The 14,420-nt window shown below is 48.5% G+C and carries 13 protein-coding genes and 1 pseudogene; 11 read left to right on the top strand and 3 right to left on the bottom strand.

Annotation, left to right across the window (positions count from 1 at the left end):
* The first annotated feature begins 131 nt into the window (after positions 1-131).
* The 6 genes from JOD82_RS24450 to JOD82_RS24425 all read left to right on the top strand — a co-directional run bounded on the left by JOD82_RS24450 (position 132) and on the right by JOD82_RS24425 (position 7,377).
* Entirely contained in the window at positions 132-1,655 is a 1,524-nt protein-coding gene (locus JOD82_RS24450) for a M23 family metallopeptidase (RefSeq protein WP_209950122.1), read from the top strand.
* Between the two features lie 231 nt (positions 1,656-1,886).
* Entirely contained in the window at positions 1,887-2,618 is a 732-nt protein-coding gene (yycF, locus tag JOD82_RS24445; protein ID WP_025723159.1) for a response regulator YycF, read from the top strand.
* Complete coding sequence (walK, locus tag JOD82_RS24440) at positions 2,615-4,444, top strand: cell wall metabolism sensor histidine kinase WalK (RefSeq protein ID WP_029518931.1); 1,830 nt, start codon at positions 2,615-2,617, stop codon at positions 4,442-4,444. The genes yycF and walK overlap by 4 nt, the downstream gene beginning before the upstream one ends.
* Positions 4,441-5,781 carry a YycH family regulatory protein gene (locus JOD82_RS24435; protein ID WP_209950121.1) on the top strand — a complete coding sequence of 447 codons (1,341 nt, stop codon included), beginning with the start codon at positions 4,441-4,443 and terminating at the stop codon, positions 5,779-5,781. Before walK ends, JOD82_RS24435 begins: the two co-directional genes overlap by 4 nt.
* A gap of 18 nt (positions 5,782-5,799) precedes the next feature.
* Positions 5,800-6,564 carry a two-component system regulatory protein YycI gene (yycI, locus tag JOD82_RS24430; protein WP_029518929.1) on the top strand — a complete coding sequence of 255 codons (765 nt, stop codon included), beginning with the start codon at positions 5,800-5,802 and terminating at the stop codon, positions 6,562-6,564.
* Between the two features lie 6 nt (positions 6,565-6,570).
* Positions 6,571-7,377 (top strand): MBL fold metallo-hydrolase, encoded by an 807-nt coding sequence (locus JOD82_RS24425; RefSeq protein WP_023991120.1) that lies wholly within the window; start codon positions 6,571-6,573, stop codon positions 7,375-7,377.
* Here JOD82_RS24425 and JOD82_RS24420 read toward each other — a convergent pair.
* Positions 7,346-7,552, bottom strand: coding sequence for a hypothetical protein (locus JOD82_RS24420; RefSeq protein WP_025723164.1), 207 nt, complete (start codon positions 7,550-7,552; stop codon positions 7,346-7,348). The two genes, JOD82_RS24425 and JOD82_RS24420, sit on opposite strands and share 32 nt — an antisense overlap.
* A gap of 502 nt (positions 7,553-8,054) precedes the next feature.
* Between JOD82_RS24420 and JOD82_RS24415 the strand changes: the two genes are divergently transcribed.
* Positions 8,055-9,290, top strand: a complete 1,236-nt coding sequence (locus JOD82_RS24415; protein WP_029518925.1) for a S1C family serine protease — start codon at positions 8,055-8,057, stop codon at positions 9,288-9,290.
* 85 nt (positions 9,291-9,375) lie between these two features.
* Here JOD82_RS24415 and JOD82_RS24410 read toward each other — a convergent pair whose 3' ends face one another.
* Positions 9,376-11,097 carry a cellulase family glycosylhydrolase gene (locus JOD82_RS24410; protein ID WP_209950120.1) on the bottom strand — a complete coding sequence of 574 codons (1,722 nt, stop codon included), beginning with the start codon at positions 11,095-11,097 and terminating at the stop codon, positions 9,376-9,378.
* Between the two features lie 214 nt (positions 11,098-11,311).
* On the opposite strand from JOD82_RS24410, the pseudogene JOD82_RS24405 reads away from it, so the two are divergent.
* The 4 genes and pseudogenes from JOD82_RS24405 (at position 11,312) to JOD82_RS24390 (ending at position 13,924) form a co-directional block, all read left to right on the top strand.
* Positions 11,312-12,076: pseudogene (locus JOD82_RS24405) on the top strand (class I SAM-dependent methyltransferase).
* 105 nt (positions 12,077-12,181) lie between these two features.
* Positions 12,182-12,349, top strand: coding sequence for a CxxH/CxxC protein (locus tag JOD82_RS24400; protein ID WP_007433184.1), 168 nt, complete (start codon positions 12,182-12,184; stop codon positions 12,347-12,349).
* A gap of 122 nt (positions 12,350-12,471) precedes the next feature.
* On the top strand, positions 12,472-13,407 hold the full coding sequence (locus JOD82_RS24395; protein ID WP_209950119.1) for an AraC family transcriptional regulator: 936 nt from the start codon (positions 12,472-12,474) through the stop codon (positions 13,405-13,407).
* Between the two features lie 28 nt (positions 13,408-13,435).
* Positions 13,436-13,924 carry a DinB family protein gene (locus tag JOD82_RS24390; protein ID WP_209950118.1) on the top strand — a complete coding sequence of 163 codons (489 nt, stop codon included), beginning with the start codon at positions 13,436-13,438 and terminating at the stop codon, positions 13,922-13,924.
* Positions 13,925-14,005: 81 nt separating this feature from the next.
* Here JOD82_RS24390 and JOD82_RS24385 read toward each other — a convergent pair whose 3' ends face one another.
* Entirely contained in the window at positions 14,006-14,350 is a 345-nt protein-coding gene (locus tag JOD82_RS24385) for a helix-turn-helix domain-containing protein (RefSeq protein ID WP_209950117.1), read from the bottom strand.
* Positions 14,351-14,420 lie beyond the last annotated feature (70 nt).

Genomic DNA, 14,420 nt, shown 5'->3' with positions numbered 1-14,420 from the left:
TACGCAACTATGCAATGATAGATAGCGACTAATATCATAGATGCTTGTGAATACAGGCTAAATTCATAGTGTGAAAGACCAATAATGAACGCATTTATATAGAGATAAGATATGCTGAAAAGGAGAGAGTCATGAAGGTTTTGAGGGAGCAGGATTCACCAGACAGCAGGAATGAAGGCTCAAACGTTGCAGACAAGCCTGCTGTGGAAGCGGGGAAAATAGCAAAGTGGTTGAGCGTTCGGAGAAAATGGTTGAGCTGGACGGCAGGCGGTGTGGTGATTGCAGGCAGTCTTATTTTTGCAAGTAATCAGTATGTCGGGGCTAACACAGTTCCTTATTATAAAGTGTATGTAAAGGGCGTCGAGGTCGGAAATATCTTGAATGAGCAACAACTTAAACAGCTATACGCAACGAAGAGCAAACAGTATAAGGATAAGTATCCCGGCGTGGATATGGTGCTCAATACGAACGCGGTAACGACAGATATTGAGAAGGCATATAAAGCGGATATTGACAGCGCAGCTACGCTGAAGAAGCTGGATGGTATGCTGACAGCGTATGCCAAAGGGGTAGAAGTGAAGGTCAACGGACAGACGGTTGGCATTGTAAAGGACAAGGCGACTGCACAGGCGGCTTTAAAGCAAGTGCAGAAGAAGTACACACCTGTGGGTGAGGGTACATCTTCAGGCATCAAGGGGCTGGTTCGCAAAACATCCGTGGGCAGCAGCCATGCGAGTGCTAGTACTAAAACCCCCAAAGCATGGCTGGAGTCTGCCAGTATCCGTGAGAAAATCGCGTACGAGCCTGTGAAAGCAGACCCGAACAAGGTGCTGACGGAGGCAGAAGCAGTCAAAGTGTTGACTGAGGGGCGTGAGGCTCCTATCACGTATACAGTGCAAGAAGGCGATTCTCTGTCGTCGATTGCAACTAAATTTAATATGACCGCTTGGGAGATTAAGCAGAACAATCCCGGCTTGCGTGAGCTGTATTTGCAAATTGGGGACGAATTGAAGCTTACTGCTCCGAAGGTTCCGGTTACGGTGCGAACAGTAGAGAAGGTCGTCGAACAGATTGCCATCGAGCCTGAGGTTGAGATTCGTCAGAGCGATGAACTGAAGGCAGGAGTTACCAAAGTGGTCAGACCGGGACAAGCAGGTCTTAAAGAGATGGACTATCGTTTGACCAAGGAGAACGGTGAGGTCGTGCAAGAGGAATGGCTCGGTCAAAAGGTGCTGCATCCGTCTATTACTGAGGTGGTTCTTAGAGGAACGAAGGTTGTAGGAGAAGGCTCAGGACAGTTTGCTTGGCCGGTGTCCGGCGCATCGATGTCGAGTAGCTTTGGCGCACGTTGGGGACGTATGCATGAGGGTGTCGACTTGGTCGGTAGTGCTGACATTCACGCATCAGATGAAGGCGTGGTATCATTTGCAGGTCAGCAGAATGGATACGGCAATGTCATTATGATCGATCATGGAAACGGCTACCAAACCGTGTACGGGCATTTGAGCAGCATTGGCGTTCATGTAGGACAGGTGGTTCAGCAAGGCGAGTCGATCGGGGTCATGGGGAACACAGGGCGCTCGACCGGGACGCATCTGCATTTTGAAATTCGTAAAGATAATACGCCACGCAACCCAATGACGTATTTAAGATAGGTTGGATGTTTATAACGAGAGTTACATGATTTATGAGGATCAATGAGAAAGGCCATGTTTTTCTGCATGCTTAACAGTAGGTGCAGGCATGGTTTTTTTCTGCGTAAAGAAAAGGGTCTGAAGAAGTAATGGAATGACGCACGGGTATGATAGAATAGAATAAGCATCTTATAGGTACTGACAAACGAAAGTTATTATAGAGGATGATCCGTGAAAAGAGGTGAACGCTGTATGCAAGGAACGATTCTGGTAGTGGATGATGAGCAGCCCATCGCTGATATTTTGAAATTTAATTTAGAAAAAGAGGGCTATCAGGTGATTTGCGCCTTCGATGGAATCAGCGCGGTGGATATTGCGGTCAAGCAGCAGCCTGATCTGATCCTGCTGGACCTGATGTTGCCGGGCATGGACGGCATGGACGTATGCCGCGAGGTGCGCGGACATCAGCTCCAGACGCCGATTATTATGCTGACCGCTAAGGACGGCGAAATCGACAAAGTGCTGGGGCTGGAGCTGGGCGCGGACGATTATGTAACAAAGCCGTTCAGCACGCGGGAATTGCTGGCACGAGTGAAGGCACAGATGCGCAGACAGCAACGCGGCGGGGCAGGCGCGTCGGAAAGCCGACCGCAGGAAGATAAGCAGGGGCTGCGTGTGGGCGACCTCTTTTTTGATACGGATATGTATACAGCTTACAAAAACGGAACACCGCTTGACCTGACGCACCGCGAATATGAGCTATTGCACTATATGGCTAAGAATGCCGGAAAAGTCATGACGCGGGAGCATTTGCTCCAGGCAGTATGGGGCTTCGAATACTACGGGGATGTGCGGACAGTGGATGTGACCATTCGGAGGTTGCGCGAGAAGATTGAGGAGAATCCGAGCAAGCCGGAGACCATCCTGACACGCCGTGGCCTTGGATATATCGTGAGCGGGGGCAAAGGTGGCCTGCGGGCATGAAATGGCTGTCTTTCTTTCGTACCATTCATGCAAAGCTGATTATTATTTATGTGCTACTTATCTTGGTGGCTATGCAGCTGATAGGGGTTTATTTTGTCAGCTCGATGAAGAACTCCCTCACGAGTAATTTTACGCAGGATTTGCAAGCACGGGCGGAGATGCTGTCCGTGCTGGCGGAGCAGGATCTGAGTGGCAGCGACGGCAAAATGGAAGAGGACAGCGTGGAAAGTCTACGTGCACGCGTGAATAATTTATTCGATTTCAGCGGCGCGGAAATTCAGGTGCTGGATGCCAGCGGGAAAGTATTAATTACTTCCCAAGGTTCACACGCCGATTATGTCGGACGCAAAAATACGCAGACAGTAGTCAGCCGCGCACTCCAAGGAATCCGAGATAACGAGGAATACATGGTGGACGAAGATAATGTCCGCAAGAAGGTCGTCGCCAAGCCCGTTATCAGCCAAGGCAAGATTGTCGGCGCGGTATACATCGCCGCTTCAATGACCGAGCTCTACGATACGATGAAACGCATTAACAATGTGTTTCTCTCAGGTATGCTCATTGCGCTCGCGTTGACGGCTGTGCTGGGCGTGGTATTGGCCCATACGATTACGCACCCGATCAAGGTAATGACACGCCATGCAACGGAGGTTGCCGAGGGCAAATTCGACCAGCAGATGCCTGTATTTGGTGAAGATGAGATCGGTAGGCTCAGCGTGGCCTTTAACTATATGACAGGCCGTCTGCGTGAGGCACTGTCCCAAAATGAAGAGGAGAAGGAGAAGCTCTCCTCCATCTTGACCAATATGAGCGACGGTGTGGTCGCTACTGATGACAATGGCCGGGTCATTCTGGTCAACCGTCGGGCCAGCGCCATGCTGGGCGTGAACGAGAACGAAATGACCGGCAGGCATATCGCGGTACTGCTGGGGATCGACCCGGAGGAAACCGAGGCCCTGTATAGCGGTTCTTCGGCCTCCACGCTCTTGCAGCTGGAGCCAGCTGGTCAGGATGAACCCATCGTCATCCGTGTGACATTCACGCCGATTCATCGGCGGGAAATTGGCATTACGGGGACGATTGCCGTGCTCCAGGACGTGACGGAGCAGGAGGAGATGGAGACGACACGGCGGGAATTCGTAGCGAATGTATCCCATGAGCTGCGCACTCCGTTGACGACCATCCGCAGCTACGCTGAAGCGCTGGATGACGGCGCGATGGCTGAACCGCAGCTCGCAGAGCGTTTTGTGGGCGTGATCCGCAACGAGACAGAGCGTATGATCCGGTTGGTTACGGATTTGCTGCATCTGTCACGGCTTGATTCCAATGAGGCGCCTTTGCGGATGCAACCAGCGGATGTGATGGAGATGCTGGACGAAGTCGCAGATCGGTTTTCTTTTCAAATGAAGCAAAAACACATTCGCTCAGGGATGTTCGTAGAGCAGGGAATCGGTAAAGTCGTGATCGACCGGGACCAAATTGAGCAGGTGCTGGACAACCTGATGTCCAATGCGCTGAAATATACGCCAGATGGCGGAAGTATTCGGATCGAAGCTCGCCGCAACAGTGAGGGAATGCTGTCCATTTCGGTACAAGACACCGGAATTGGTATTCCCAAAAAAGACTTGGACCGGATTTTTGAACGGTTTTATCGTGTAGACAAGGCGAGATCGCGCAATATGGGCGGCACGGGACTGGGACTGTCGATTGCCCGGGAAATTGTAAAGGCACATGGGGGCCAGATTTTTCTGGAGTCGGAATACGGTCAGGGAACCTGCACGACCTTTACGCTACCCATGTCGAGTGAAGGGAGGGAAGCACAGTGAAGGAACGCTTGAAGTCCTGGACGCTTATTTTGCTGGTTGCTTCCAGCCTGGTACAGACTTATTTTTTGATTTACCGCCTTCCAGGCAGTGATTCTGTACTCACTTCAGAAACGAACTATGTCAAAACCGAAAGCATGGGGCAGGAGAAAAAGATTGAGAACCTCGTGTTTCCTGATAAGATGCTAATTCACCAAGGTGAGAAGAAGCATACCGTTTTTTATCCGGGTGTTACTTTTTACGATTTAATTTATACACGGCTGGAAAGCCGAAGCTTTAACAACTTTCAACGTCGAAGTATTCAATCGGCGGACTGGGCGCAGATTCGCAGCGAAAACGAAGGCATCGAATTATCCTTTTCAGGCGGAGTCCCGGTTTCATTACTGGAGCGGGTTATGCGTCTGACGCCGGATTCGGTGTTTCAGGGAGAGACGATTAACCGCATTTGGATCTATATAGACGAAAAGAATGCCAAGCCACACGCGCTCTTTTTCAGTGCCAGAGGCGATGTGGTGTATGAGGCGAACCAGTTCGATATGACAGTAGAGGACATCCGCCAGCATGTGAATTTCGGTAAAAATGCCCCGTTGTACGAGCTGGTAAATAATCAGTACTACATTCCCGTGGATGATCTGGAAACTACGCAGCCTGTAGTGTATGCTGGATTGTTTACGACAGAGCAAATGCAGCGGAATTTGTTTTTCGATCCGGGGATTACGCGTAATATTCAGGAGAAGGACGGCTCCCAAATTTATACGGATAGCAAACGTAGTCTGCAAATCAAGCAGGAGCAACGTTGGATGAGCTATACCGATCCGAGTGCGCCAGGAGCGGGTGGAAGCAGCCCGATTAGGGATGTGCTGGCCGCAGTTGATTTCGTGAATCAGCATGGCGGTTGGGATGCTTCGTATCAGCTGAAATTGAGAAGCAGTGATGAAAATCGTACATCTGTGATGTTTCAGCAGTATTATGGTGCTTATCCAGTGCTCGACACACCATCGTTCCGCTTTGGTACGATTTCGCTGCAAATCCAGCAGGAAACGGCTTCTGTCTATGAACGTTCGTTGCTGTATCTCAAGGGAGGAGAGCAATCCTCGAAGAAGGTTATGCTGCCGGGCGGCGAGCCTTTGAAGAAGCAACTGGAGACTGTAGGCAAAGGGAAGACGATTCGGGATCTGACTCCCGTATATCAACCGGAGCTGACCAATGATGGATTGAAGCTTGCTCCTGAATGGCGCGTTTCGTTCGGTGACGGTTCTGTTGCAGAAATTCTTGCTGTTCCTGTAACGACAGCATCCAACACAACACAAACGAAGCCAGACCGGGAGACAAAGAGGTGACAGGAAGGGGGAACGGGAATGGATTGGAGCCGCGCCAAAAACGTATTGATCTGTACATTTTTGCTGCTCAATGTGGTATTGGGTTACCAATTGTGGCATGATGCGCAGGAAACGGCAGGGCCGAGTCTGGATTTTACTTCATTGGATGAAAATACGCAGCGTTTAATGGAAGAGAAAAGCATTCAGGTGCTGGCTCCGATTCCCGGCGATACCCCGCAGCTGCCTAAACTCTCTTACACATACGTTCATAGTGGAGAAAAGGATGATCGTGTGCAGCTGGTGAAGCCGGTGGACAGCAAACTGGTATTCACTCATGATGCGTTAGTTGAGGCATTGGAGCCACAAATCAAGGATATCGATAACTTTCAGTACGATCCGCTGGATGTTCAGGAGGAATTGGCATCCGGACAAGCAGATGCTTTTGTACTTCATCCGCTGGTTCAGGGCAAATGGCCGCTATTTAATGTGAAGCTGGCTCTGTTTTACAGCAATCAAAAGATTACAGGGTATCGCAAAATTAAGGTCGAGCTCCAGCCTTCGGATGAGGCAAAGAAAATGCTGCCTGCGTCCAAAGCACTGGCAAGGCTGATCGACGGCTATTTGCCGCGTGATACGATTGTGAAGGATATCCGGCTCGGTTATTACGGACAGACCTTTAACTCCGATAGTCAGGTGGCTGCCCCCGTGTGGCGGTTTATGCTGGACAACGGAAAAGGTGTGTATTATGTGCAGATGAACGGAGATGTCATTAGTCCAAAGACAGAACATACAGAAGGGTCTTGAACAGATATGGGGATTTCATTTACCGTGCTGTCGAGCGGTTCGACCGGCAACGCTACCGTTGTGCGGAACGAAGACACGACATTGCTCATCGATGCGGGTCTCAGCGCGAAGCGTATTGACGAATTGCTGAAAGAACGCGATCTGAGCGGAGAAGAGTTGGATGGTATTTTGGTCACGCATGAGCATTCCGATCATGTTAAAGGACTAGGCGCCATGGCGCGTAAATATAATTTACCTATATATGCTAACGAGAAGACATGGTTTGCCATCAGCAATGCTGTTGGGCAAATTGCAGATGATAACCGTAGAATATTGGAGACAGGCGCAACGCGGGAATTTGAATCATTACGCGTGGAGTCTTTTGGTATATCCCATGATGCGGCCGAGCCTGTAGGATATAGCTTTTATGATGGGGCGGAGAAGCTGAGTGTAGCGACCGATCTTGGCTATGTCAGCGACAAAGTGAAACAGGCGATATCAGATGCGGATGTATTGGTGCTGGAGTCTAATCATGATGTGGAAATGCTGCGTATGGGTCGTTATCCGTGGAACATCAAGCGCCGTATTCTCAGCGATATCGGTCATTTATCTAATGAGATGGCGGGCGCGATTCTTAGCGAGCTGCTGACAGGACGGACGAAGCGAACGTATTTGGCACATTTGAGCCGCGACCACAATATGATGGAACTTGCGAAGCTGACTGTGCGTGGGGCGATGGAAGACCGCGGCTGTTTTTACAAGGATAGTGAGTTTCGATTGTGTGATACGTACTATGATCGTCCTACACCTTGGGATAAGGTAAGTGAGCCATAAAGCTGTCCAGCTCGGCGGCTTTGCGTTCTACCTCTTCACGGGTCACTACGCCTTTGTCCACCAGTAGTTCAATCAATGTACTTAGCGCCAGTGTATTGCGGTAATGCTCGTCTTTCAAATCCGCCAGCTTGGCAGCCATGCGAACTTCATCCATAGCCGAACGATGTGAATTCATCATATATTCCTCCTAAAAAATATTTTAGAAATGGCGTGCAATGAGCTTGGTTCTGCCTGTGGTTTTGCTAAGTGCTGTGATACAATAAAGCTAACAACGAAAAGCTTTCTGAAGGAAGGCTCTCATCGAAAGTATAGGCAGCTTTAAGCGGACGGGAACAGGCCAGAACGTCTCTATGAGACGATCATTTTGTAATAGAATAGAAGACTTGTTACTATTGTAGTCCATTGGTTTGGAAATCATTCCTCTTTTTTCCTCTATTCGGAGTCAGATTCGGCGTGTATGCTAATTTATGAGATTCGGTTGCTTAGGAAGGCACCATTTGTGGTGATTAATAAGTAGGCCGGAACGATTGGTTGCTGGATTCCGATGATAAGGGATATTCAATCCATTTGAGATGTTCAACGGAGCAGGTTCTCTGTAGCATAGGTTGGCGCAAGCCCGAATAGCCCTAATTTTTTAGTGAGTGTCGGTGCATGACAACGAAGGGGAGAGGATTAGCATGGGCTTGTTTGAGGACGATTTTTATTCAACGAAGGTATCCACACGTGCGGCTAAAAAAATGGCATTTAAGGCACGCCGTGGAGGACGGGGACGTTGGCCACACAGGAAGCGTGGAGTAAGTCCGGTGCAAGCTGCTGTCATTAGCGGTGCAGTCAGTGCAGTGATTGCCGTGCTTCTGTTCAGTTTTATTACAGGTCTGCCCTCCACTACAGCGGTAAGCGGAGCCAGTCACTATCCCTTGCGGCAAGCAGCGGGTGACCCGTATGACCGGATTGTGCAGGCGGCAGCCAAGGTGCGCCCAGCCGTCGTTAGCATCGTGAATCTGAAAGATGAAGAGGGTAAAAGTACGGAACAATCCGCGCTTGGATCGGGTGTCATTTTCCGAGTGAGTTCGGGCAAAGCCTTCATTATGACGAATAACCATGTGGTCGAAGGATCAGATGATCTGGATATTGTAACGGTAGACGGTGTCAGAAAAGAGGCAAAGCTGATCGGGAAGGATCGCATTAGTGATATCGCGGTACTGGCAGTTGACGATAAAGGCATTAGCACAGTAGCGGATATCGGCGACTCCAGCAAACTTCGTCTGGGTGAAACGGTCATTGCTATTGGCAACCCGCTTGGCTTGGGAGATACGCTTACCTCCGGTATAGTAAGCTATACGAATCGCATCATTCCGATTTCCATTAATCAGGATGGGGTATATGACTGGGAGCAGCATGTCATCCAGACCGATGCGGCGATTAATGAGGGAAACAGCGGCGGCGCGCTGGTCGATCTGGACGGACGTGTGATTGGCATCAATACGATGAAAATCGCTGATACTGGTGTTGAGGGACTTGGTTTCGCTATTCCCGCCAATGAGGTAATGAAAACGGTGAATGAACTGGTTGAGGACGGCAAGATCACCCGGCCTTATCTGGGGGTATACACGGTCGATCTCAATAATGAATATGCACCGCTGGATGAAACTCAGCGCAAGGAGCTCAAGCTGCCGGACAGCGTGAAGAATGGAGCAGTCGTTCTGGAAGCCCACGGTCCTGCCAAAGAGGCTGGCTTGAAGCTGAACGATGTCATTACAGCGTTTGATAGCGAACCGATTAACTCTACGCTTGATTTGCGTCGCTACTTGTACGATAACAAGAAAATTGGCGATGAGCTGAAAGTTACTTTTTACCGGGCAGGCAAGGAAGAAACGATGACGTTAAAATTAACAGATAAGCCGGAAGGCTAAGGTATGATTATAGGCTTAACTATAAAAAGGCGTTCACCGGCTTAGTTCCGGGAACGCCTTTTTCGATCTTCTGCTGCGCCTTAGATTAAGATGTCGTTCCCGTTACACGGGTTCCGCTCTTAGTGATCTTGTATGTCACCACATCGCCGCTCCAGAAGTGGAACTTCAGCGTGACTTCACCATCTTTTACACTATTAAAAAATTCAGGCAATAGCTTGATCCCATTGGCATCATAGGCAGGGGAAAAGGTATTGCCAAATTCTTTATAAGGTGTCCAATCCTGTGGACCGGCATTACCACCATTCGTATACACGGCTTCCATCGTGGCAAGCTGGCTACCACGGAAGTCTGTTGGAATGGTAAAGGCTTGAGTAGTCCCTTCGACAGCACTTAATTTTGGGGTATCATACACGACGACTCTAAAATTCCAGTCTGCCCCCTTGTTAAACTTAGCGGTAATGGCGGCATTCTCCCCATATTTACCGGAAGTGGTCAGGCTGGTGAGCAAGCTGGCCTTGAACGTTAATGTATCTCCGCTCAGCGTATAGTCGGTGCCCTGTTTCAGTTGCTTGCTGTTAGCACTGAGTGTGTTCAGCTGATTGCCGTTCAGGTTTAAGGTGACTTTGGTGTCCTGAGCAGAGGTGCCTTTCTTCAAGTGAATGAGGTCACGGTCTGCATTGGAGGAACGCCCTTTTAGGCTGGCTTTAATAACATTAAAGAGTTCGGGATCAGACCATTTGTACGTTGTGCGATTAAAATGCTGGCCGTTATCCCAGAGTATGCCTGTTATTTTCTTCTCCTTCATGTAGTAGGTCAGGAACTCGAAGAATTTTAGCTTTTCGCCCTGTTCAATCACGCCTGTATGTTTATCGAAGCCGAGCAGGCCATATTCACCGACAATGACCGGAATCCCCTTGGCTACAAAGGTGTTATAGACGTTATCAAAGGTTTGGATGATATCGTTTTTAGTATCTTTATCAAAAGTAGTATGGCCTGCAATATTTACACTGAAAGGCCAATAACCATAATAGTGGACGGTGGCAATCAGGTTGGGATCGTTCAGCTTGGTTATCGTGTTGTACAGCTCATTGATTTTGGTCTGAGCAGGTGCGGTGTCCAAACCAGGCAGAACAAGGGGACGAGTGGCATTTTTACCGCCAGAAGCACGGACAATTTTGTGGAAGGATATATTCAGTTCCTGGAGCATCTGGTTCATTTTCGCTTCATCCGTAGTCCCTCCTTCGGAGAAACGGGGTTCGTTAATACTTTCGAACATCAGCTTGTTAGGCTGGTCTTTAAAGCGCGGGGCAATTTGTTTCCATAGTGCGTTATAGCGAGCTAGCACCTCATCATGTTTGGGCTCCATACTGCTTACCCACGTCCATGAATCATGATGGACATTGATCATGACGTACAGATTGGCATCTAGTGCCCAGCGAACAACCTCTTCCACACGGTTCATGTAGGCAGACTCAACGGTATAGTTCGGTGCTGCTCCAATGTGTTTATCCCAGGTGACCGGGATGCGTATGCTTTTGTACCCTTGGGCAGCAATTTGCTGAATCAACGCCTGGGTAATGCGCGGATTGCCCCAGGCTGTCTCATCCGCGCCGACAGCATCCAGAGAATTTCCTAAATTCCATCCAGGCTGCATGGCTTCTACATACGATTGCATGCTGCTCGCAGCCGCAGCTTGTGGTGCTTGTTCGTCAGATTCGGCAGCAGCGGCGACGGATGCGAACGTAGATAACAATAGAGTGATGGCAAGCGTCAACGACAGCAATGAAACGGGTCTTCGTTTTAACATAACAGGCCCCTTTACAAAGTTATTTTTGAAAGCGCTTTCTAATAAAACACTACCATACTATTTGAATATGGAATACCTGTATAATTCATGTAAAAATCATGTGTTTATTAGATATTTTAAATTTGTAAGCGTTATTATTGAAAAAATACAGAAATGAGTGTAGAATCTATGACCCTACAAAATCCTCAAATACAAAAGAAAGAAGGAGATGAATATGAATAAGTGGGACACGGAAGAGGCCATTCGACGCTGGGATATGCATGCAGAAAACTTTACGGCCAAGTACACTGAGGAAGGGGATCGATCTCGCGAAGTCCTGCTGAATCCGGCATTGCAAGCCTGTATGGGGCCCCTTGAGGGCAAAAAAGTGCTGGATGCCGGCCGTGGCGAAGGTTATCTAAGCCGGAAAATGGCCAAGGCGGGTGCTTTGGTAGAGGCTGTCGATTACTCGACAGAGATGCTGAGGCTAGCCAAAGAGCGAACGCCGTCAACGTTGGGAATTACATATCACCATGGCAATCTGGAAAAGCTGGAGATGTTCGGGGACCAGAGTTTTGATCTGATCGTGTCCAATATGGTCATACAGGACTTGGCTCAATATGAACAGGCGATTGCCGAAATGCAGCGGTTATTAGTTCCAGGAGGTAGCTTTATTTTTTCTATTCTGCATCCGTGCTTTCTGACGCCGCAGAGTGGATGGGTGAAGGATGAGACAGGAAAAAAGCTGTATTGGAAAGTGGATCAATATTTCAATGAAGGCCCATTGGAGCAAGCGATTCCTTATGATCAGGAGGAAAAGCTTTTGTATTTTCACCGTACGCTGGGCAGCTATGTATAGACCATTGTTGAGGCGGGTTTGTTGTTGGATGGAATGATCGAACCGAAGCCGTCTGCTGACATGCTGGATAAATTTCCCCATTTACGTGAAGACCTGAACGTCAGTAATTTCCTCATTTTTAAGACCAAACGTCAGGGATAGTAGGCAAGCCCTTTCCTTTCCGCGTCAAGTGTGGTAGAACAAAAGAAGGCAGTTTTGACACACTTACAACAGGAAGAGCTTCAAACGGAAAGGGATGCAACTGGAATGTACGTGGTATGTAAAGAGCATGTGGAACTGGCAATTGATATGTTCGTCGATGAATACGAGGATGCACCGGATGTCGTCGATCTCAAGGAAACGAAATTTTCGGATTGGGACCCTCCAGTGAAGTGCAAGGAATGTGAGAACAAAGCCGAGTTTTTGGTCGTCTAAAAAACAAGCACGGGCGTTTCGGGCAGAAACGTCCTTTTTGTATACCAGGATTTATTGCAAAAACACCCATACATAGAGCTATATTTATCCCTACCACGTACTGAGACAGGAGTGAACGATGGATGGACCCTTTACTGCATTCGTTATTTCGTCCGCTTCAAGTCAATGGAAGTGATTTGTCCACGTATTATATCGAACAAAAGCCGTCTGCCGCGCTGAAAGCTTACGTGGCCTGTTATTGGGAGTCCGGTCCGGCTAATAGGGTGGTAGAGGGGAATCTAGCAGCTTCGTACGAAGACACCGCTTTGTTAAGCCTGCCGCAGGAAGAAACCATGGAGCGGGTATTACCTGACGGCTGTACGGATATTCTATTAGAATACGATCCGGTGAATAAGCGTCAGGAACTCTCGTACTGCGGGACGTTTACGAATCCGTTCGTGTCTACCAGACAAGCAGGGTCCGAGACACGTATTTTTGCGGTGCGGTTTTTTCCGGGTGGTGCGCATTATTTTCACGGGATGCCGACTCACTTGTTTACAGGCGGTAATTATCGCTTGGAAGATCTCTGGCCCGAAAGCATCACCATCATAGGTGAGCGCATTATGGAAGCACAGAATTTCAATGAACGGGTGCGCATCATGGATGAGTATCTTAGCCAGCTTCTGCTGCGCCAACGCACGAACGATTGTGATCTGATGAAAAACCTGCTGCATCGCATCTTCGTAAGCGGCGGGAGTGTAGGGGTTAAGGAGCTGGCGGAGTGTGAGGCGATCAGTGAAAGGCAGATCAATCGTAAGTTTGGACAATGGATCGGAATCAGCCCCAAAAAGTTCAGTGAAGTCGTCCGCTTCCAGAGCGTTCTGCACAGTATCCAAAGCGGCGGGGGGCTGGATTGGACGGAGATGGCATTGAAGCATAGCTTTTTCGATCAGGCGCATCTGATCCGCGATTTTCGCAGGTTTTATGGAGACTCCCCGCTTACCGCAGCTAAGGATTTACGGAGGTTGTCCGATTTTTACAATACACGCCCAGAGGCTTCGGCTATACTCAAAATATGAACAAGAATGGCAAAGGAGAGATGTGAATATGAGTGGAACGCTGCAAGTTCGAGATCATTTGCTGAATGAGCTGGAGACGGGAGTACGGACGGGGGAAGCCTTGATCCGTAAAATACGCCCAGAGGATTGGAACTTTCGTCCGCAAGAAAATTTCCGCTCACTACTGGAGTTAGTACATCACTTTGTGCTTATTCCTGCTTCGGATCTTGCGATTATGCAGGAGAAGTCTGAGGGTGAAGTGGGAAGCATTGAAGGCAGCCTGTCCGGGGTGGAAGATCCCGAGCGCTTAGCTACGACTTTCAGGCAGAATTTTGAGGCTTATAAGGCTTACATTCTATCGCTTAGCGAAGAAGATTATCTGAATCGCTCGACGAAGGCCTTTTATATGGAGCATGGACATCTACAGGTCCAATGGCAGATCGAGACCGTGACGCATGTGTTCCATCACCGTTCGCAGATCTATAATTATTTGAAGCAATTGGGGCATGAAGTGAGCTTTTTTATGTTGTATGCTTAAGTATTTTTATAAAAGGTTTAGAGGGCACCTGTGAGGTGCTCTTTTTTTGTTTTATTCAAGGCTTTTTAGGGTGGGAATGGCTTAGTCGAACGCGCGTGAAACTTCTTTACTAACTCGTCTGAGAATGCCGATTTGCTCCTCATTCAATCTGCTGGTCAACGCGACAAATTCATCTACTGCCTCTTGCCGAATCGTTTCGTCTTTAGTCATATGTTCTTTGGAAAACATCAATTCACTGATAGACACGTTTAAGGCAGTTAACACTTTCTCCAAGGTATCAATAGAAAAGTTTCTTTCGCCACGCTCTACCGATCCAATATATGCATCATCTAATCCTGAAAGTTCCGCAAGTTGTTGCTGTGTTAATCCCTTAGCCTTCCGAATCGTTCTAATTCTTTCTCCAACCGAATTCCGTAATTTTGTCATATTAGCCACCTCTCCTAAAGGTTAGGAGAGTATCGATGTAATTAGCAGAGACATAAAGGCGGTAAAATTT

It is taken from the genome of Paenibacillus sp. 1182 (assembly GCF_017833915.1).
Lineage (GTDB): Bacteria > Bacillota > Bacilli > Paenibacillales > Paenibacillaceae > Paenibacillus > Paenibacillus polymyxa_D.
The sequence above is the reverse complement of the archived record's forward strand: the minus strand, read 5'-3'. Positions and strand labels throughout refer to the sequence as shown.